Here is a 17,854-nt window from a genome sequence, read left to right on the forward strand (position 1 = left end):
CATCTGTAGCGCCTATACCAGCACCGGCATTGGTCTCGAGCAGTACGCTGTGGCCTGCGGCCACATACTCCCGGACCGCTCCAGGGGTCAGGCCCACGCGGTATTCGTGCGTCTTGATTTCCTTGGGAACGCCCACCTTCAATTGCAATCTCCTATTCGGATGAGCTCTTCTAATCGAAACGGCAGATTGTTTTCCTGCAAACTTGCGAAGCAGGCGCCAATTGGTGCAAGAATCTAACGATTTTTGACACTATCACGCAGGATTCCAAACAGATGGACGCCGACAAGATTGACACGACGATCCTGGCCGAGCTCAGCACTAACGCGCGGATCAGTCAGACCGAACTCTCGAATCGAATGGGACTATCCAGCACTGCAATCGCGCGCCGGCAGCGCGCGTTGGAAGACGAAGGATAGATCACGGGATATCAGGCGATACTCGACCTGAACCGGTTCGGTCTCAACACCACTGTGCTGGTTAGAGTCACTCTGGACAAAGTGACGAGGCATTAAACTTGTTCGAAACCGGTGTCCTCAAGTGCCCATCAGTGATCCGCTGCTTTTTGATGTCGGGAAGCGACGACTACCTCCTCATCGTACTGGCTCGCGATAACGAGGATTTCGAGAGAATCCACCGAACTGAACTCTCGCGTCTTCCCCGCGTTTCGCGCATCCAGTCAAATTTTGCCTTACGGCAGATCGTCAATCGTGCAGTACCCCCGGCCGTCTTCGGAAGATCGGGGCGCTTACTCCGCAAATAGGTATACACTCTATAGTGCTCTCATGAGAGTCTAGCCCAGGGCGTCGATATCTAAGCCCGCCTATTTCATGGTCACCGATTTTGCGAGATTGCGAGGCTGGTCGACGTCGGTGCCCATCACCACCGCGGTATGATACGCCAAGAGCTGCATCGGAATGTCATAGACCATCGGAGTGAAGTTTTTCGCCATATCAGGCAGTACGATGGTCACGAGCGAGTCCACGGCGGCCTCCTTAGCACCTCTTTCATCGGTCATCAGGATGATATTGCCGCCTCTTGCTGCAACTTCTTGCATGTTTGAGACGGTCTTTTCGAAAAGCTGGTCGTGCGGGGCAATCACCACGACTGGCATGCTCTCGTCGACCAGCGCAAGCGGCCCGTGCTTGAGCTCGCCCGCGGCGTAGCCTTCGGCGTGGATATAGGCGATTTCCTTCAGCTTCAGCGCGCCTTCCAGCGCCAGCGGAAATGAGGTACCGCGGCCGAGATAGAGCACGTCGCGCGACTTGGCGATCTTGCGCGCGAGATTCTCGATTTGCGGCTCGGTCGCAAGCGCTGCTGCAATCAGCCGCGGGATTTCGATCAACTCCTGCACGAGCCTGGCCTCGTCGGCGTCGGACAATTCACCGCGCGACCTGCCGGCAATGACCGCAAGCGCGGCCAGCACCACCAGTTGGCACGTGAAGGCCTTGGTCGACGGGCCGCGGATTACCGGCCCGGCCAGCGTCTGCAACACCGTCTCGCTCTCGCGCGCGATCGTCGAGGTCGGCACGTTGACTACCGAGAGCGTGTGCAGCCCCTGCGACTTGGCGTAGCGCAGCGCGCCGAGGGTATCGGCCGTCTCGCCGGACTGCGAAATGAAGATGGCGAGATCGCCCTTGCGCAGCGGCGCCTCCCGGTAGCAGAATTCGGAGGCAACATCGATCTCGACCGGGATGCGGGCCAGCAGCTCGAACCAATATTTGGCGACATACCCGGCATAACTGGCGCTGCCGCAAGCAGTGATCAAGATGCGGTCAAAGTCCTTGAAGTCGAATGGTAGCTTCTGCGGCAACGCGGCACGCTCTGCGCCCTTGTCGACATAGTGCGTCAGCGTATGCCCGACGACTTCGGGCTGCTCATGAATCTCCTTGGCCAGGGAGTGGAGGCAATTCGCCTTGTCGACGAGAAACGACAACGCGCCGCATTTCAGCACATCGCGATGGGCTACGGTGCCTTGCACATCATAGATCACGAGCGTCTTGCGGGTGAGAACGGCCCAATCGCCGTCATCGAGATAGGTGATGGTCTCAGTGAGAGGCGCAAGCGCAATCGCATCCGACGCCAGAAACATTTCGCCGTCGCCATGGCCGATCGCAAGCGGCGAGCCCTTGCGGGCGCCGATCATCAGGTCGTCGTAGCCCTTGAACAGGAAAACCAGCGCGAACGCCCCGCGCAATTTGGGTAGCAAGGCTCTCACCGCGTCCTGCGGCGAATAGCCCTTGATCAGATGAGAGTCGACGAGGTGAGCGATCAGTTCGGTGTCGGTCTCGGAAGCGAATTGGGCACCCTGCTCTTCCGACTTGCCGCGCAGCTCGCAAAAATTATCGATGATGCCGTTATGGACCACGGCCACATTGTCAGCCGCATGCGGATGAGCGTAATTCTCGGTCGGCTTGCCGTTCTTGGTCCAGCGGGTATAGCCGATCCCGGTGTGGCCCCACAGCGGCTCGGCGCGTAGTCCGCTCTCAAGGCCTTTCAGCTTGCCCTCGGAGCGCCGCCGATCAAGATGAGTGCCTTCCAGGGTCGCAACACCTGCGGAGTCATAGCCGCGATATTCCAGCCGCTTCAGCGAAGCGATCAATTGCTCCGACACCGGACCGCGTCCCAAAATGCCGACAATCCCGCACATGCAGATTAATATCCCCGCAGCTCCAGTTGAACGGCATCGTCGTCCTGCCTTCAGATGTAGGCGGCAAGCTAAAGTCGCGCTGTTTGTCAGATTGGTCACGGCCTATCGCTCATTTGCCTGAGCCAGAGGCAGGCAATTCGCATGCCAATACCGAGGGAATTGACAATGTTCCGCTTTTTCGAAACGGAGCCGCGAGCTTTACGACGCGTGCCCGCGGTCTTCGAAGAATCTCAGCGATTATTCGGCTGCGTTGTCGCGGATCAAGCGTGCCGGGCATCGCGCTGAGTGCTCCCATCGTCCGGTGCTTGGCTTACATCGAGGACAGTTTTATAGACTGCAATTGAGAGAAACGCGCTTTCGCAAAACGGCTTTTTGCGAGGGCTGCATCAGCAGCACGCCAGGAAGCGCGTGAGAATATCTTCTGGCGCAGCCCGGATGGTCTTGTGCGTGTGTGGGACGGCACCATGGTGGCACGTTGTAAACTGCCTGCTAGGAGACATTACAAGATCTGCGGACCCGGCACGCTGTGCGGCGCGGGCTTGGTCTAGATGAGGGCAAAGCGGACCTGAGACGTTTTTCGGCGGCCAAGGCGGCCAACAATAACGTGCGTTCGAGCATCACTCATCTCGAATGCTCAAGCGCTTCGGGGGCGTGAAGTATCGATATTTGCCGGTGAGCGTTCCGTTGACGAACTGAAGGCCGTGATCGCCATAGATCATATCCTCGCGTACGTAGCCGTCCGCTATGGCCTCTTGATTGTTGCCGCCAACTGTCTTCCGGGCAGTCGTCACCCCCTGGCTGGCTGGCGGCGAGCCGAGCATTTCAATTATGGCATCGCGTGGTGTACCAAGTTTCAAGATATCAAACTGTTTGGTGGGGATCATCCCGGCTGCCTTGATGGGCTCATCTCTCATTCGCGGGAGATCTTCAGATCCAATTGGCTTACGAACCACAACTTTCTCGATGCAGTGCGAATGGATTGGAATGCCAGGGTGCGAGTCCCATTTAATGTAATGATCGGAGCGCAAGATTTCCCAGCCGGCTTCTGTATAGATAGCCTCCAGCTCTCCGCGCGAGAACGATTTCTTGTGACCGCATGCCAAACTCTCCTTGGGAATAGGATGGTCCGGTTGATCGAGCGTGTTGGTGAAGCAATGAAATCCTCCGGGCCGCGTGCGATCGATTAAGACCGTGACGAGCGGTTTCCAGACGGTCCGTTCGGTGAAATGCAACACGGATTGCGCTATGAAGAGGTCGAGGTAAGCAGGCGACTGGAACGCTTCCACAGAAGCGACACCGCTCGTTATATTTACGCCGAGATCACCTGCGAGCCGGTTTAGTTTGGAAATGGCGGCTTCAGATATATCGGTTGCGATTACCTGATGACCAAACTGGGACAAATAGAGGACGTTGCGCCCTTCACCGCAACCCAGCTCGACAACTACGCTCTTTGCGCGGAGAGCTGGTGCTATTTCGAAGATTTCGGTACTAGGACCACCCATACACGACACGTTGGGATCGGCGTAGCCCGAATCCCACCAAAAGGGTGAATGCTTCGCCACCTCTTGCATACCGCACCTCACGCAGCCTGATATTGCTCTTCGAGGGCCACTATCGTGCCCGAGTAAAAAATCCGAGCCATAATGCTCGAATATTTGAATCCGGTGTGAGTAAGTTGATAAGTATCACCATCTGCCAAGTCGACGAGTTGCAAACGTTCGAGCGCCTCGAGTTCTTCGCAGAAATCGGCCGCCAGTGCGCGTCCGAATACTGCAGCATAATTCTTTCTGCTCAAAGCTGACAACGTCAGTCCAAGCAGGACGTAACGACGCGCAAGATCTTCCTGCGTCAGCCGGATTCCATGCGATGCTATCGCGTGAGGATCGAAGGGGCGAGCCGAGAAGGCGTCGATGATGGGCGAAGCCGCGCTCCAGTTGACAGCATAGTCCGTGCTATAGTGATATTGCCCGAAATAGCTTCTGGCGCCAGCTCCCAATCCTAGCAGGGGCGTTCCCTCGAAATCCGACACCTCCTGTCGGTAGGCCTGGTCGCCAGCGATCTTGGTGAAGCGCGTGAAGGATTCCTGGCGGTAACCTTTGGACGCCATCAGAGCAACGTTCTGGTCGTAGACCTCATACTTTTCCGCTTCAGAGAAGAATAATTCGGGATTGTGCGCCTTCGAAGTAATGATGCTCGTCATCGGACGAACAACAACGGGATAAAGAGAGATTGTCTGCGGCGCATAGTCAAGCACGCGACAAAGCGAAAGGATCCAGGAATCGCGGGTTTGACCACGCAGGCCGTAAATTAGATCAAGATTGACGTGAGAAAAGCGCTCGATGAGGGCTTCGATCGCAGCTTTCGCAGTCTCGACCGAATATGGTCTACCAGAGTGAGCAAGCTCTCCGGGCTCCATGCTTTGAATGCCCATGCTCATTCTGTTGACGCCAAGGACCTTCAAGCAATCCAGAAGGTTGTTGTCGAAAGAGTCTGGCGCGCTTTCGACTGTAATCTCACATCGCGGGTTTCGTTTTGGAAAGGCTGCATCGAGAGCGACGAAAAGCTCGCCGAATTGATGCTGCGTCAGCAGGGTTGGACTGCCGCCGCCGAAATAGATGCTTACGACCTCTCGGTCTCCGAAGTATTCTCCATAGCGACCGACGAGCTCCACCAGTCGAGCGACATAGGACTCCCGGGACGCCTGTCTATGGCGCGTTGTAAGAAAGAGAGTGCAGTAAGTGCAGCGGTAACGACAGAACGGAATATGGATATAGATGTTGATTTGCTTTGAGCGACTAGCCTGCTCGGCAACATCAGTTATGCGGAGTGGTTGCCTAAAGGCCCGATACGCTCGCTTAGACGGATAACCATAGACATAGGTCGGCAGCTCCTTTTTCGCTATAGTTGTTTGAAGAAATTCCAGACAATCCATGGCTTAACCTCTTGCCAAAGCCAGGGAACGCCTGAACGCCGTCTTCTCCGGACGTCACAAGTTCCTTATGGCGATTAGCCATTTCAGTGCAAGCTACTCATAGCCATTTGAGTATGGCGTGTGCGCCACTTATGGTCTTCGGATCTAACCGTGCGGCGTATGTGTAAGAAACCAAACGCCCGCAGATATAGCTACAGCGGCTCCTACCCTCTCAAGTCCGCCAACTGCTCCTGTAGGTCGCCAAGACCACCCCCCGAAGTTGCAGATGCTTCTTCAGGAGTTAATTCGGTTATACCATAGGCTGACATGTCGATCTTCATTGTTTCCTCCTTCTCAAATGAGAGGGTCAGTCAGTGATCCCGGTCGGCACCTCCTGCCGCCGGGCAACGAGAGACACTCAAGAGTCATGCCAACTGCGCAGGAAGAGTCTCCGAAAAGCCGTCCTGCATTTTATTCGACAACTTTACTAGATCAAAGCGTGGCTCGCCCGCCGACCTCACTATCATGTCCACCTTAGGCCGACTTCCGCGTCATGGATCAATCAGGTCGAGCGCTGGTTCGCCGAACTCCCCAGAAAGCAGATCCAGCGAGGTTTCCACACGTCCGTCAGGTCGAGGCCGACATCCGCACCTTCACCGATCTGCACAACAGAAACCCGAAGCCCTTCAAATGGACCAAGTCCGCCGACCAGATTTTGGCTTCCGTCAAACGCTTCTACCACAAAGCCCAGCAGACTTATGTGGCGAACTTTAGATCCACCTGACTAGCAGTCCTCACTGTAATCTCGATATTCCGCACCATGCGGCGGTTGGGCGCTCCGCGCCCCCACTCCACAACTGAATGACGACACCGGGATTGTGTCGCCTCCCCAGATCTCCGGAGATGGAGTTTTCCATAGTCGTAACGCTTGAACTACGTCTCGGCGCTCGAATGTGAATAACTCTCATTGAATGCCGCGCCTGCATCAGCGATCAGACGGAACATTTCGTCGACTGTCAGCTGCGCCTGACCCCTGTTCTAGTATCGCGCTGGAAAACTCGAACACCCAGACGCCGGTCAGAACGGCCATGATCTTGCGCCGCCGATCTCGACAGCTGGCAGTCGCTGCCATCGCGTTACCGCGTTGTCATATTTAGCCGTGTCTGGACGGACACATTTATGTGCGAAACCCAACAAGAAACCGCAAGTATTCCGCCCGCGCAGCGCGAAGCACATGACTTTGCCCGTTTTCAAGCACGCTCGCGCAACGTGTTTGTGGCATGCCGATTGCTGGGACACTGGGAGGATCCATTACGACCATGGCAATCTCGCAGATACCCGGCCGAGAGCTAAGATGAAACTTGCTCGATTAATCCAAACCAATACCATCGATGCCGCACCGATGGGTGTGGTCCCAGCAACTGAAGTTCGGCCGTGTCCATCGCGGGTGCTTCTGTCGTTCGCGCAGCACGGCTTTGGTTCTCATCGGGTCTGGAGAACGGCAGCGCGTTACATCAAGATGGGCCGTCCTTCAAAAGCCGCACTTGATAATCGCTGGTCACTGAAGATATGCGGGGCCAAGCCGTCAGGTTTTTCCCTTTCGGGGACGGGGCGTCCCGCGCCTTTTGCCCGGGCGTTTCCGCGCGCGGCAGCTGGCCATTAGCCAAAGGCCGCCTGCGCAGAAAGACTGCGCATGAGGGCCCATCCAGCCGCTTCGTCGCCTGTCATCTTGTCTAAGAGCTGGTCGGTTTATTTCTGGTCCCGCCACAACACAAGGAGAAAGACCCCTATGACTGTTGTCCGATTTGTGTTTGCAGCATTGAAGCCGGGTGTCAGGGCGGCCGACTATGAACGCTTCGAACGCGAGGTGGACTATGTCATCGCAGGCAAAATGAAAACTATCCTCAGCTATTGCACGCACCGCATCACCGAGACCGGCGCTGGCCTATCAGGCGGACCGTGGGATTATGTTGAGCGCATTGAGGTGACCGATCGCGCCGCCTATCAAGCTGAGCTGGCTGTGGTCGGCAAGGAACTGATCGAGCAACTCTACGAGAAGTATCTCGACAGATCCAAGACGGTATCGGTCTGGTCGGAACGTATCGAACCATGAGTTTCGCCGGCACGGGCTTTACCGGAACGGTTGCTTTCGTCAGCGGTTCGCACTCGGGCGCCGGGACAGCGCGCGTGAGTTCGCGCGACCGGAGCGCCTGTGGTGGCCGTTCACTGTTGGGCCACATTTCGGCGGCTGTACAGGAAGTTGTCGATGACATTCCTTGCGAATGACATGCGGGCCCGATCTTAGTGCGGATCTTGGTATGCCCCGAAAACCCAACAGCTTATCGCCGACCTGGCCGAGCAACGCGGCATGGTGTCGATCTTAATCAGAAATACGAAAAGCACTCTCGGATTGCGGTTTCGGCATTCACGTGCAGCAAGGCCATTGCCCTGCTGGTCCTGAACTTTCCCGATATCACGCGAACGCGGGAGGTTCGCTGATGTGGCGTATAGCGAAAGGAAGAAGCGAAGTTCTCATGTCCGATAATGCTGCTCAATTCGATGAGCTTGCCAGTCTACACGAGAATATGGCTCACTGGCCCCTTCGAAAATACGTCGAAATGCCAAGCGTACTAGAGGCAATCGGGGACGTTGATGGTCTCTCCATCCTCGATTTCGGGTGCGGCACGGGGGTGTATTCCCGCATCCTAAAGCAGCGCGGTGCCGGCCGCGTTGTAGGATACGATCCGGCGCTAGGCATGCTGAGCTACGCGCGGCGTCGGGCAGAGAAGGAGGCTATCAACATCTCCTTCGTCTCCCATCTCCCTGCCTCATTGATGGGCCAATTCGACCTGGTGCTTGCAGCCTATGTGCTGCCTTATGCGGCCACCGAAACTGAGCTGCAAGCCATGTGCGCCGACATAGCTGTCCTGTTGCGTCCTGGCGGCCGCTTCGTGACATTGCCGATTCATCCGTCTTACAGTTCACGTTCCGACTACTACGAGCCCTATGGGTTCAGGCTCGCGGCCGACGATCCTGAGAAACCATATCTAGACGGTGGACGCATAAGGGTCGACTTCTGCAAAAACGGAGAACAAGGCAGCGTCTTCGCATGGTATTGGTCCGCGGCTTCTTTGGAATGTGCGTTAGAACAAGCCGGCCTCCGATCGTTGAAGTGGCGGGAACTGGATGCTCCGGCATATGCCACTTTCGATCATCCTCCCAAAGAGTTGCATGCATATCTTCAAAAGCCACACTCGGTCATCATCGAGGGTGTGCGCGCCCGTGAGCCACGATATGCGGAGTCAAAGTCATGACGATTGTCCCCTCGAGAAGCGAAGCGTCCCGCGCGTTTTGCTCCGGCGTTTCGCAAAAGCTATGCGACATGGACGAGCATGAATGGGATGCTCTAATCAGTGATAACAATTTCTACAACAGCTACCGGTGGCTGCGAGCTCTCGAACATTCATTCGGTGCAACGGACGTGCTTGCGGTCCACGGATCGGCCAGCCTCGTCGCCGCATGTACGCTTTGGGAAGGAGACCAAGCGTCCGGGATGTTTTTCCTACCAGATTGCATGGCGGACATTCCTGGCCCTTGGCAACAGAGCTTTCTCTGGCTGGGCGGTCGGCGCAACACACACAACGAGATTCCGTGCATTCAGGGCGGGCGAAGGCGTCAGGCTTTGACAGAGTTAGGACGCTGCGCGTTGAACTATGTCCAGGAGCGGGGCTATGCCGGCTTTGTGATGCCGTACATGCCCTACCAGGCTGCGGTGGAATTTGCAGACGCCATAGGGGCGGCGGTCGTTTTGCATTCTGCCGAAGCCTCGCTGGAAGTTCCCGACACAGGACTCGCCGGAGTGATGGCGCGCTCGCGCGCGCATGACCGTAATCAGAGCAAGTCTGAAATCGCTGCGTTCCAGCGAATGGGAAGCAAGGTCGAATGGGCCGCGGCCGAGGAACTCGATGACTCGGTGGCCGCTCATCTCTTCACCCAGAACAGGTCACGGTACGGCAGCGCGCAGGATCTCGAGTGGATGCAAAGGATCCTTGCGGGGCAGAGAAAGGCGGGTGTATCGCATTTGGGTGCCGCAGCAATTTCTAAGCGTAACGACGACGTAACCGCGCTGGCTCTCTTCTATCGCTTCGGAACGGCACTTCACTTGCGCTATTTCGGAGCCGACTACAATCTCGGTCTCAACGACTACAGATATTTCGTCCTCTGCTACTACGAGGCTCTCGACTACGCTGCAGCGCACGGTCTCACGACATTGCGGCTTTCTACCTCCGCTCTGCGCGCGAAGGTGAACCGCGGGGCAAAGATCGAGCCGCAAGCCGTCGTCGCCAAATGTGCCGATAAACAGCACATCTGCCACTCGGAGGCCAAGCGGCACAATCGCCGTATGCTCAGACAATATCGGGATCAATTCCCTGGCCATCTGAGCCATGATTGGAAATTGGTCGAGTCTCATCAAGATCGAACAGGTTGACAAAATACGACTTGCCGCAGCTTGTGTACGTCTTGTCGAACGTTCGAACCTGACGACGTTTTGACCTGAATCATCGAGCGAGGTTCGATTCTACCAAGCGCTCGATATAGCGGCCGTGAAGCCCGGCTTCAATTTGAGGTTGGCAGATCTTGGGCGAAGAAATTGCTATTTCTTCAATTTGCCGAGTAGACCAGCGGCGACGCCGCCACTCTGCATCGACGGCTCGATTGATTTGTGTGGCAGGAAGTCTGGTAGCAAGGCCGGTTATGGCGATGATCTTCTTGACGTCAGACTTCTTCATATCGGCGCCGGCGGTTCGCGTTGGCGAGCCGCTCGATTTCGGCGCAGCGTTCGATCAGCGTCGCGAAGGGCTCAGCTTCGCCAAGCAAGATGCCGTCATCCGCCATTTTATTGTAATCGGCTTCGAGCGTCTTGAGCGCTTCAGCATCGGGAACGAGCTTCAATGCGCCCGAGACAGCCTTCGCTGTAGTCAACCGGATTTCTGTCAAGCACACCGCCAAAACGCGCAATGGCCTGGATGACGCGATTGCCTTCCAAACAGTCTCGATCTGGATCGTAGGCGCTCTTGCCGAGCGGAATGTTCACGAAGTGCCACCGGCTGTTTCCGTATTGGCTTGCCCAATAATCATCAGCCAAGCTCGCCACGGACGCCATCGAGACCTTCTCAATCATGGCGATCACACACCACCTGTCGTTGAGCCCTCACCCAAACTTGAATAACACCCCATATCCCCCACGCGGATAGCTCCATTCGATGTCGCCGGTGGGCTCTCCGATGACGCGGCAGGTGCCGCACTCGATGCAGCCGTCGACGGTGATCTCGACCTGGCCCTTGTCGTTGAGCTCATAGCAGCGCGCGGGGCACGCTCTCAATAGCGCAAGTAGCTGCGCCGATGGCTTGGTGTGCGCGCGTACCTTGATGTGGGGACGACCGACGTCGACGAGATAGCGATTGTAGAACAGCTTATCCTCGACGCGCACAGAGGGCTCGACAGTCATGTTTCAACTCCTGAGATTCGGCTCCGACTTTGGCTGATCAGCGCCAAGCGCGGGCGAGGCGGAATGCATCGCCGAACAGACCTATCCATGACCGCGCGTTGACGAAGGATTTCAACGTCACCTTCTCTTTCTCAGTTTTTGGCGTGCCGTCGACGCGCACAAAGTTCTGCATCGCTCTGGAGACCAGCTGCGGATAGGTAAGAAAAAAGTTTTGCGAATTGGTGTGCATCAGCTTCGGCATATCCTTGTATTTCTTCAGATCCTTGATCACGAAGGAGTCATCCAGCATCTTCTTGTAGAGCGCGAGGTTCTCAGCGCTCATGGGAGCCCGGCGCGACCTCACCTGCGAGATTGCTTCGGCCGCGATGCGGCCCGAGGTCATCGCGAGGTTAGAGCCCTCTCGATGAATGGCGTTGTTGAGCTGCGCCGCATCGCCCACCACCACCCAGCCCTCACCATAAAGCTGCGGGATCGCCTTGTAGCCGCCCTCAGGTATCAGATGCGCGGAATATTCCTTCACCTCGGAGCCCTTGATCAGCCGCGCCACGGACGGATGCCGCTTGAAGCGATCGAGCAACCCATACGGCGTCTCGCCCGTGCGCTGGAAGTCGGCGACGAGACAGCCGATGCCGAGCGAGATGCACTCCTTGTTAGCATAGATGAAGCCCATCCCGGTCATGCCGCGGGAAATGGTGCCGGCCGCCTCGATCACGACGCCCTCGTCGCCTTCGAGATTGAACCGTTCCTCGATGGTCTCGCGCTGCAAGAAGTGCATTTCCTTCACCGCGAGTGCCACCTTGTCAGGCTTGGGCCGCTCGCGCAGACCCGCACGCGTGCCGAGCAGGCCGTTGACGCCCTCGGCCAGCACGACAACATCTGCATGGATTTCGCCGCCGCCGCGATCCGTACGCACCCCGACGACCTTGCCCTTGGCATCCTGCGCGAGCTCGGTCACCGTGGTCTCGCACAGCACCGTCGCGCCGGCCTCGCGTACCTTAGAGGAGAACCATTTGTCGAACTGCGCGCGGATGATGGTGTAGCGGTTCGGCCGCTGCTCATTGAACTCGTCGGAGCAGTAATGCAGGCCGACATGGGAGCGATCGTCCATCATCCAGAACCGCTGCTCGACTAGATGTCGCTCAAGCGGCGCGTCCTCGCGAAAGTCCGGGATTAGCTTTTCCAGCATGTCGGCATAGAGGATCGCGCCCTGCACGTTCTTCGATCCCGAATATTCGCCGCGCTCGAGCTGCAGCACCTTCATGCCCCGCTTGGCCATGGTCAGGGCCGCGGCATTGCCCGCCATGCCGGCGCCGATCACGATGGCGTCGAATCGTTCTTCGATCATGAGCCTCTCCTTCTCACTGGTGCGCTAGCTCGCAATGCGGTCGCGCGAATGCGGCGACAGCCGCGCACGAAATGCGGCCGTCAGCGCCGGCAGCAAATGGATTGCATCGGTAACGATGCCGATATGGGCGAAGTCGAAAATCGGAGCGTTCTTGTCAGTGTTGATCGCGACGATCAGGTCCGCGCCCTCGACGCCGACCCGATGCTGGATCGCACCGGAAATGCCGGCGGCGATGTAGAGCTTTGGCCGTATGGTCTTGCCGGTTTGTCCGATCTGGCGGTCGGAGGTGACCCAGCCCTTCTGTACCAGTGGTCGCGAGCAGCCAAATTCGGCCCCAATCATCGCGGCGAGCTGGCGCACCAGCTGAAAATTCTCCAGCGATCCCAGACCCAAGCCGCCGGCGACAACGACATCGGCATAAGCGAGGTTGGATTTTGCGGAATCCCGGTCCGGGATGAACGACAGGACCTTGGTCACGATATCGTCTTCGACGAGGGCAAGCGGATGGACGATGATACGGGCGGCATCACGTGCGACGCGCTCGGGCATCGGCATGACGCGTGGGCGGACGGTTGCCATTTGCGGCCGGTAATTCAAGGTGTAGATCGTGCAAAGTAGCGTGCCACCAAAGGTCGGACGCGTGGCCGCAAGCGAACCATCCGCGTCGACGTCGAGCCCGGTGCAGTCGGCGGTGAGACCCGTCAGTAGCGTGGTCGCGACCGACCCCGCGAGATCGCGACCGAGCGTGGTGGCGCCCAACAGCAGTATCTCGGGCTTATAGGTGTTGACGAGATCGGTCAGCGCCTTGGTGTAGGACTCGTTACGATACTCTGATAGCACATTATCGGCCACGAGGTAGACAAGGTCAGCGCCGTAGCAGAAGGATTCGATGGCGGTGCTGCGCGTCTCCTCGCCCTCCGGGCCGATTACAACCGCGGCGAGATCAACCTTTAGCCTGTCGGCGAGCTTGCGGCCCGCACCCATGAGCTCCCAGGAGACGGGATGCACCTGACCGCGCTCCTGCTCGATGAAGACCCAGATATGCTTGTAGGCCTTGAAGTGCTCCGGCAATTCTTTCTTCGCTGCTGCGCGACCTCCGGCAGCAGACGTGGGACCTTTGATGACGTTGCTCATGGCTCAAACTCCCTCAGAATCAGCGCACCAGCGCCGCAAGATCGGCTTCGGATTTCGGTTTGCGCTCGAAGACGCGTTCGAATCAGCGCCTTCATCGGCTACTTGGCAGCTTCCACCAGCACCGCCTTGGCGGCGCGGCGAGGCGCAACCCGATTGACGATGGTCGGTGAGCCGCGCGGGCACCGCATTTCGAGACGTCCTCGAAGCCGGCTTCCTGCGCGCTCGATTTCACCACCGGCGCCCGTGCCGCGCGTGGCGGAGCGACCATCGACGCCGCCGCAAGTCTGGTTTGTCCATTCCTGTATGGTGATCAGGCAGGGCAGCTTGGTGCGCACCACCTGCACGCCGCCTTCGGCGCGGCGATCCGCGTCGACGGTGCGGGAGGTGAGATCGAGCCCGGCGATTTTGGCGCCATAGGTGAGCTGCAACAGACCGAGCCGCCTAGCCATGCCAGGCCCTACCTGAGCGGTGTGGCCGTCGATGGTCTGCTTGCCGGTGAAGATGATATCGGGCGTGCTAAACCAAGCACCGATTTTCCGGATCGCGGCCGCGAACGCGTAAGTCGTGGCCAGCGTGTCGGCGCCGGCAAAGAAGTGGTCAGTGAGCAGCACCGGCCGATCGGCACCGAAGGTGCGCCTTGCGCGGGGAGTCCTCGGTCGATGGCGGCCCCATCGTGAGCACGGTGATCTCGTCGCCAAACCTGTCACGCAATGCGAGCGCGGCTTCCATCGCGAACAGGTCGTAGGGATTGATGATGGTCGGGCCACCTGCCGCATGGTGGTGTTGGTCACGGGGGGCACGTGGACCTCCGCAGAGTCGGGGATCTGCTTGACGCAAACGATACTGTGCATGCTTTCTCCAGAGCTACCGTCGACCCGCGAGTTACCCATTGGCGGCCATCTCCCGGTCAATCCCGGCCTCAATGGCGTCAAAGGCAGTTTCTAACGGCATCATCGCGAACGTGACCCACAAGGTCATCCCGGCGCGAGTTGCGAGCAGTAACGACAACATCACTGGTCTTGCTCCTCATCTCGGACAGCCGATAATTCGGTCAACTCGGCGTCAATGACGGACTTGGCCTTAGAACAGCAAGTGTTGTACCAGTTGCGGCGCCATCGAAAATCTGGCGCGAAACCAATGGGTTACGAGAAGTTGATAAACTGGCCGTCAACATCGCCTGCAGTTCAAGTCCGACATAGTCGGGAATGCGACAGCGCCGCTTCGCGCGTTGCTGCATGGAGTTGATCTCGATTAAGAGCAAGACGGCGTAACGCGCCGATCCGACATGGTTTGTGGCAAACACTGAAGTGATGCGTGAGGTTACTTCAGCGCACTCAATGGCACGAAGGCCGCCGGCTTCTTGGGCTCTGCGACCGCATCCTGCAAAACCTTGAACACCCGCTGTTCGATCGGCGATGACGCTACGAAATCGGCATAGGCCTGCTCTAGTACCGCTTTGCACCGCGCTGTCACTTCTGCCTCCGCGGCACCGGCGAATTGTTCCTTGGCGAGATATTGCCCCATGCGCCTTAAGATATGCAGGCGCGCGACGTTGACGATTTTGGGGTCGTAGTCCACACCGAGAAGGGCGAAAAACTCCTCCGCCGAGCAGGCCGTGTTGAGCCGATAGAGGATGCCCGCAGCCGATTGTATGTCGCTCATCGAAAATCTCCTTGGGTTATGCCGGCGGCCCCTGCTCGGGACCCGGAATAGGCTGGTCGTCTCGCGGCAGCCCCGCCTCGCGCAGGCGGCGCTGCGTATGGCCCAATCGCGCCTCCAGAAACTCGACGCGGTCGAGCAGGACGGCGATCGCGTCGCCGGAAACAACATCAGATGATGGTCGAGGTCGAAATGGCCGATAGAGCAGCGATGGCTCCGCTGCGACCGCACGCGCGCGCCGAGATGCGAACCACGGTGACGTCGGAAGGGCTCTCGATGATAACTGAATTGGCGCGCCGATGCGCGCGTCGCCTCCGACGGTGATCGGACCCAGGATCTTTGCGCAGGCGCCGACCACCATCGGCTTTCGGGGTAGGATGACGCTTGCCCGACGACCATGACACGCCGCCAAGCGGGCCGTAATAGGCCCTCCACTTCGCCAGTCGCGCCGATCATGACACTGGCGCCACAATCGATGAAGAAGCGACCGATGGTCGCGCCGGGATGGATGTCGATACGAGCCAGGAAGCGGCTGAACCAGACAACAGCGGCGCCGGGAACTGCCAGCCGGCTGTCCAGAGGCGGCTCGTGAGGTGATACCAGATCGGCATGGCTGCCGCGATAGGTCAGCAACGTCTCGGGGTGGTTGCGCGCCGCGCGATTGCGCAGAGACACGACCAATGTTGTCGCGGATCAGCGCGAGCGACGAGGGCTTTCGCCACGCGGCGATAACTCCGACGGGATCGGCGGTAACGATGCCGGACATGGCCCCTCACGCGCAGTGGGTAAACGATTGTTCGCAGACGTCGCGCCAGATCGCCAACACGGTATCGGGCGCCACCGGCCCCTTATACTCGACGGCATGTTCGCGCACCCGCGATAGGATCCGCCTCGCCTCCACTGCGCTGACGGCGAGCTGCTGTTCCTTAAGCAGCGAGGTGATCGCCGACAGCCCCGAATGCTTGCCGATCACGAAACGGTTGGAGCGGCCGAGCAATTGCGGGTCGAGCGCTTGATAGGTGCGTTGATCCTTCAGCAAACCATCGACATGAATGCCGGATTCATGAGTGAACACATGCTCGCCGACGATCGCCTTGTTCAGAGGAATCGCGCGTGTAGCCGCGGCTGCGACGACCGCGGCGACCTTCTCCAGTTCCGGCAGCGCGATGCCGGTGTCGCGCCCGTAGAGCTGTTTGAGGGCGACCGCGACTTCCTCCAACGGCGCATTGCCGGCCCGCTCGCCGAGCCCGATGACGGTCACCGATGCGTGGCTCGCGCCGCCCTTGATGGCGGCAAGCGTATTTGCGGTCGCCAGCCCAAGATCGTCATGGCCGTGAAATTCGAGGTCAAGATCTGTCGTTGCGCGCAGACGCGCCATCAGCGCAGAGGCTGAGTCGGGATCGAGCACGCTGAGCGTATCGGCAATGCGAAAGCGCCGCGCGCCCGCCTCCTTTGCGGTTGCGATCAGCGTGATGAGAAAATCGACCTCGGCGCGGGAGGAGTCCTCGCCACCGACAGCGACCTCTAGCCCTTGCTCGCGGGCATAACCGACCACCCGCTTCACCTGCTCAAGGGCCAGCTCGCGGTCACCGCGAAGCTTGGCGGCAATCTGCACGTCAGAGGCCGGGATCGACACATTGACCATGGACACCTTGGCTTCGATCGCCGCATCGACATCGGCGTCACGCATCCGGCACCAGCCGATAGTGGTGAGCGGCAAGTCGGCCTCGACAATGGCGCGGATGGCGGCGATCTCCTCATCGCCCATGGCGGGTATCCCCGCCTCGATCTCGGTGATGCCGGCCCGTGCCAGTACCTGCGCGATGGCCACCTTTTCGGCTTTGGTGAAGGCGACGCCTGGGGCCTGCTCGCCATCGCGCAGCGTCGTGTCAGTGAGCACGATCGGTTTGGTCCGAGCCGTGTCGGACCATGGGGGTTTCGTAGCGCCGGCGGTCATGGGGGCTCCTTGTTGCTCTTAGCCAAGGAAGCTTCAGCAACCCGCATGCCACGCCAGCATTCGACCTAACTCACTGAGCAAACGGTAGTTTTCGAGGGCGCCCATTGTCACAAACGCGACAGCGTCGCAAAGCCGACCGGCCGGCTTACCTTTCGGCGCGATAGGTTCGGATCAACTCGGCTTGCGGCGCAGATGAATAATCAGATCGATGCGGGAGACTTCGTGGCCCGGCAGCGCCTCAGGCGCATTCGCAAGCAGGAGGTCGGCTTCGGGAATATCGAGCAGAATATCCTCTCCGTGCAGATAATAATGCGGATGCGGCGTGGTGTTAGTGTCGAAAAACGATCGTAGCCCGTCGAGAGCAATCCGGCGTAACAGGCCCGCTTGCATGAACTGGTTCAATGTGTTGTAGGCGGTAGACTGCGAGACCGGAAAGCCGGCGTCGCACGCCTCGGTAAACAGCATCTCTGCGGTAACATGCCGGGTGCCCTTGGCAAACAACAGCTCGCTTAAGATCACGCGCTGGCGCGTCGGCCGCAGCCCGGCCTTGAGCAACAGATCCTCGCAGCCGGCCTCGGGGCCTAGCCCGCCAAAATCGGCCTCAGCCGCGTCCACCTGAATCTCGTCGAAGCCCGCAGGACCCGCGCGGTTATCGACCGGGCGGCTCGCCAACAGACGATCCATCCCGCGC

At 58.7% G+C, this 17,854-nt stretch carries 14 protein-coding genes and 4 pseudogenes; 5 read left to right on the forward strand and 13 right to left on the reverse strand.

Annotated elements, in window-relative coordinates:
- A pseudogene (locus tag CQ12_RS41830) lies at positions 1 to 142 on the reverse strand (alanine dehydrogenase); the annotation flags it as partial.
- Between the two features lie 149 nt (positions 143 to 291).
- Here CQ12_RS41830 and CQ12_RS47585 point away from each other — a divergent pair.
- Positions 292 to 761, forward strand: a pseudogene (locus CQ12_RS47585) (Lrp/AsnC family transcriptional regulator); the annotation flags it as partial.
- 60 nt (positions 762 to 821) lie between these two features.
- On the opposite strand, the gene glmS reads toward CQ12_RS47585, so the two are convergent.
- The 3 genes from glmS to CQ12_RS41415 all read right to left on the reverse strand — a co-directional run bounded on the left by glmS (position 822) and on the right by CQ12_RS41415 (position 5,580).
- On the reverse strand, positions 822 to 2,648 hold the full coding sequence (glmS, locus tag CQ12_RS05680) for a glutamine--fructose-6-phosphate transaminase (isomerizing) (RefSeq protein ID WP_057834375.1): 1,827 nt from the start codon (positions 2,646 to 2,648) through the stop codon (positions 822 to 824).
- 617 nt (positions 2,649 to 3,265) lie between these two features.
- Positions 3,266 to 4,219 carry a methyltransferase domain-containing protein gene (locus CQ12_RS05685; protein ID WP_083519139.1) on the reverse strand — a complete coding sequence of 318 codons (954 nt, stop codon included), beginning with the start codon at positions 4,217 to 4,219 and terminating at the stop codon, positions 3,266 to 3,268.
- An 8-nt stretch (positions 4,220 to 4,227) separates the two neighbouring features.
- Complete coding sequence (locus CQ12_RS41415) at positions 4,228 to 5,580, reverse strand: coproporphyrinogen-III oxidase family protein (RefSeq protein WP_063799679.1); 1,353 nt, start codon at positions 5,578 to 5,580, stop codon at positions 4,228 to 4,230.
- A gap of 470 nt (positions 5,581 to 6,050) precedes the next feature.
- Between CQ12_RS41415 and CQ12_RS41835 the strand changes: the two are divergent.
- From CQ12_RS41835 to CQ12_RS05710, 4 genes and pseudogenes are all read left to right on the forward strand, one after another.
- A pseudogene (locus CQ12_RS41835) lies at positions 6,051 to 6,333 on the forward strand (IS630 family transposase); the annotation flags it as partial.
- A 1,015-nt stretch (positions 6,334 to 7,348) separates the two neighbouring features.
- A complete protein-coding gene (locus CQ12_RS05700) occupies positions 7,349 to 7,672 on the forward strand; it encodes a hypothetical protein (protein ID WP_057834379.1) in 324 nt (107 codons plus the stop codon).
- Between the two features lie 421 nt (positions 7,673 to 8,093).
- A complete protein-coding gene (locus CQ12_RS05705; RefSeq protein ID WP_057834393.1) occupies positions 8,094 to 8,873 on the forward strand; it encodes a class I SAM-dependent methyltransferase in 780 nt (259 codons plus the stop codon).
- Entirely contained in the window at positions 8,870 to 10,048 is a 1,179-nt protein-coding gene (locus CQ12_RS05710) for a peptidogalycan biosysnthesis protein (protein WP_157088016.1), read from the forward strand. Before CQ12_RS05705 ends, CQ12_RS05710 begins: the two co-directional genes overlap by 4 nt.
- 70 nt (positions 10,049 to 10,118) lie before the next feature.
- Here CQ12_RS05710 and CQ12_RS43405 read toward each other — a convergent pair whose 3' ends face one another.
- The 9 genes and pseudogenes from CQ12_RS43405 to irr form a co-directional block, all read right to left on the reverse strand.
- Complete coding sequence (locus CQ12_RS43405; RefSeq protein ID WP_157088017.1) at positions 10,119 to 10,349, reverse strand: hypothetical protein; 231 nt, start codon at positions 10,347 to 10,349, stop codon at positions 10,119 to 10,121.
- Positions 10,336 to 10,557, reverse strand: coding sequence for a hypothetical protein (locus CQ12_RS43410; RefSeq protein ID WP_198164074.1), 222 nt, complete (start codon positions 10,555 to 10,557; stop codon positions 10,336 to 10,338). The genes CQ12_RS43405 and CQ12_RS43410 overlap by 14 nt, the downstream gene beginning before the upstream one ends.
- A 214-nt stretch (positions 10,558 to 10,771) precedes the next feature.
- Positions 10,772 to 11,068: a ferredoxin family protein gene (locus tag CQ12_RS05715; RefSeq protein WP_057834381.1), complete on the reverse strand. Its 297-nt coding sequence runs from the start codon at positions 11,066 to 11,068 to the stop codon at positions 10,772 to 10,774.
- A gap of 37 nt (positions 11,069 to 11,105) precedes the next feature.
- Positions 11,106 to 12,413, reverse strand: a complete 1,308-nt coding sequence (locus CQ12_RS05720; protein WP_057834382.1) for an FAD-dependent oxidoreductase — start codon at positions 12,411 to 12,413, stop codon at positions 11,106 to 11,108.
- Positions 12,414 to 12,437: 24 nt separating this feature from the next.
- Complete coding sequence (locus CQ12_RS05725) at positions 12,438 to 13,547, reverse strand: electron transfer flavoprotein subunit alpha/FixB family protein (RefSeq protein WP_057834383.1); 1,110 nt, start codon at positions 13,545 to 13,547, stop codon at positions 12,438 to 12,440.
- 19 nt (positions 13,548 to 13,566) lie between these two features.
- Positions 13,567 to 14,398, reverse strand: a pseudogene (locus tag CQ12_RS05730) (electron transfer flavoprotein subunit beta/FixA family protein).
- Between the two features lie 469 nt (positions 14,399 to 14,867).
- Positions 14,868 to 15,209 (reverse strand): nitrogenase stabilizing/protective protein NifW, encoded by a 342-nt coding sequence (gene nifW, locus CQ12_RS05735; RefSeq protein ID WP_057834384.1) that lies wholly within the window; start codon positions 15,207 to 15,209, stop codon positions 14,868 to 14,870.
- A 769-nt stretch (positions 15,210 to 15,978) separates the two neighbouring features.
- The gene (gene nifV, locus CQ12_RS05745) at positions 15,979 to 17,163 is read right to left on the reverse strand and encodes a homocitrate synthase (RefSeq protein WP_057834386.1); all 1,185 of its coding nucleotides are present in this window, start codon (positions 17,161 to 17,163) and stop codon (positions 15,979 to 15,981) included.
- A gap of 171 nt (positions 17,164 to 17,334) precedes the next feature.
- Positions 17,335 to 17,847, reverse strand: coding sequence for a Fur family transcriptional regulator Irr (irr, locus tag CQ12_RS41845; RefSeq protein WP_083519143.1), 513 nt, complete (start codon positions 17,845 to 17,847; stop codon positions 17,335 to 17,337).
- Positions 17,848 to 17,854 lie beyond the last annotated feature (7 nt).

The sequence above is a fragment of the Bradyrhizobium jicamae genome (assembly GCF_001440395.1).
In the GTDB taxonomy this organism is placed as follows: Bacteria; Pseudomonadota; Alphaproteobacteria; order Rhizobiales; family Xanthobacteraceae; genus Bradyrhizobium; species Bradyrhizobium jicamae.

Bases quoted from the DNA above. Each gene is read 5' to 3' on its own strand.
- CQ12_RS05725 (WP_057834383.1), bottom strand. From the start codon at position 13,547: ATGAGCAACGTCATCAAAGGTCCCACGTCTGCTGCCGGAGGTCGCGCA.
- glmS (WP_057834375.1), bottom strand. From the start codon at position 2,648: ATGTGCGGGATTGTCGGCATTTTGGGACGCGGTCCGGTGTCGGAGCAA.
- CQ12_RS05685 (WP_083519139.1), bottom strand. From the start codon at position 4,219: ATGCAAGAGGTGGCGAAGCATTCACCCTTTTGGTGGGATTCGGGCTAC.
- CQ12_RS41415 (WP_063799679.1), bottom strand. From the start codon at position 5,580: ATGGATTGTCTGGAATTTCTTCAAACAACTATAGCGAAAAAGGAGCTG.
- CQ12_RS05710 (WP_157088016.1), top strand. From the start codon at position 8,870: ATGACGATTGTCCCCTCGAGAAGCGAAGCGTCCCGCGCGTTTTGCTCC.
- irr (WP_083519143.1), bottom strand. From the start codon at position 17,847: ATGGATCGTCTGTTGGCGAGCCGCCCGGTCGATAACCGCGCGGGTCCT.
- CQ12_RS05700 (WP_057834379.1), top strand. From the start codon at position 7,349: ATGACTGTTGTCCGATTTGTGTTTGCAGCATTGAAGCCGGGTGTCAGG.
- CQ12_RS05720 (WP_057834382.1), bottom strand. From the start codon at position 12,413: ATGATCGAAGAACGATTCGACGCCATCGTGATCGGCGCCGGCATGGCG.
- CQ12_RS05705 (WP_057834393.1), top strand. From the start codon at position 8,094: ATGTCCGATAATGCTGCTCAATTCGATGAGCTTGCCAGTCTACACGAG.
- nifV (WP_057834386.1), bottom strand. From the start codon at position 17,163: ATGACCGCCGGCGCTACGAAACCCCCATGGTCCGACACGGCTCGGACC.
- nifW (WP_057834384.1), bottom strand. From the start codon at position 15,209: ATGAGCGACATACAATCGGCTGCGGGCATCCTCTATCGGCTCAACACG.
- CQ12_RS43405 (WP_157088017.1), bottom strand. From the start codon at position 10,349: ATGAAGAAGTCTGACGTCAAGAAGATCATCGCCATAACCGGCCTTGCT.
- CQ12_RS05715 (WP_057834381.1), bottom strand. From the start codon at position 11,068: ATGACTGTCGAGCCCTCTGTGCGCGTCGAGGATAAGCTGTTCTACAAT.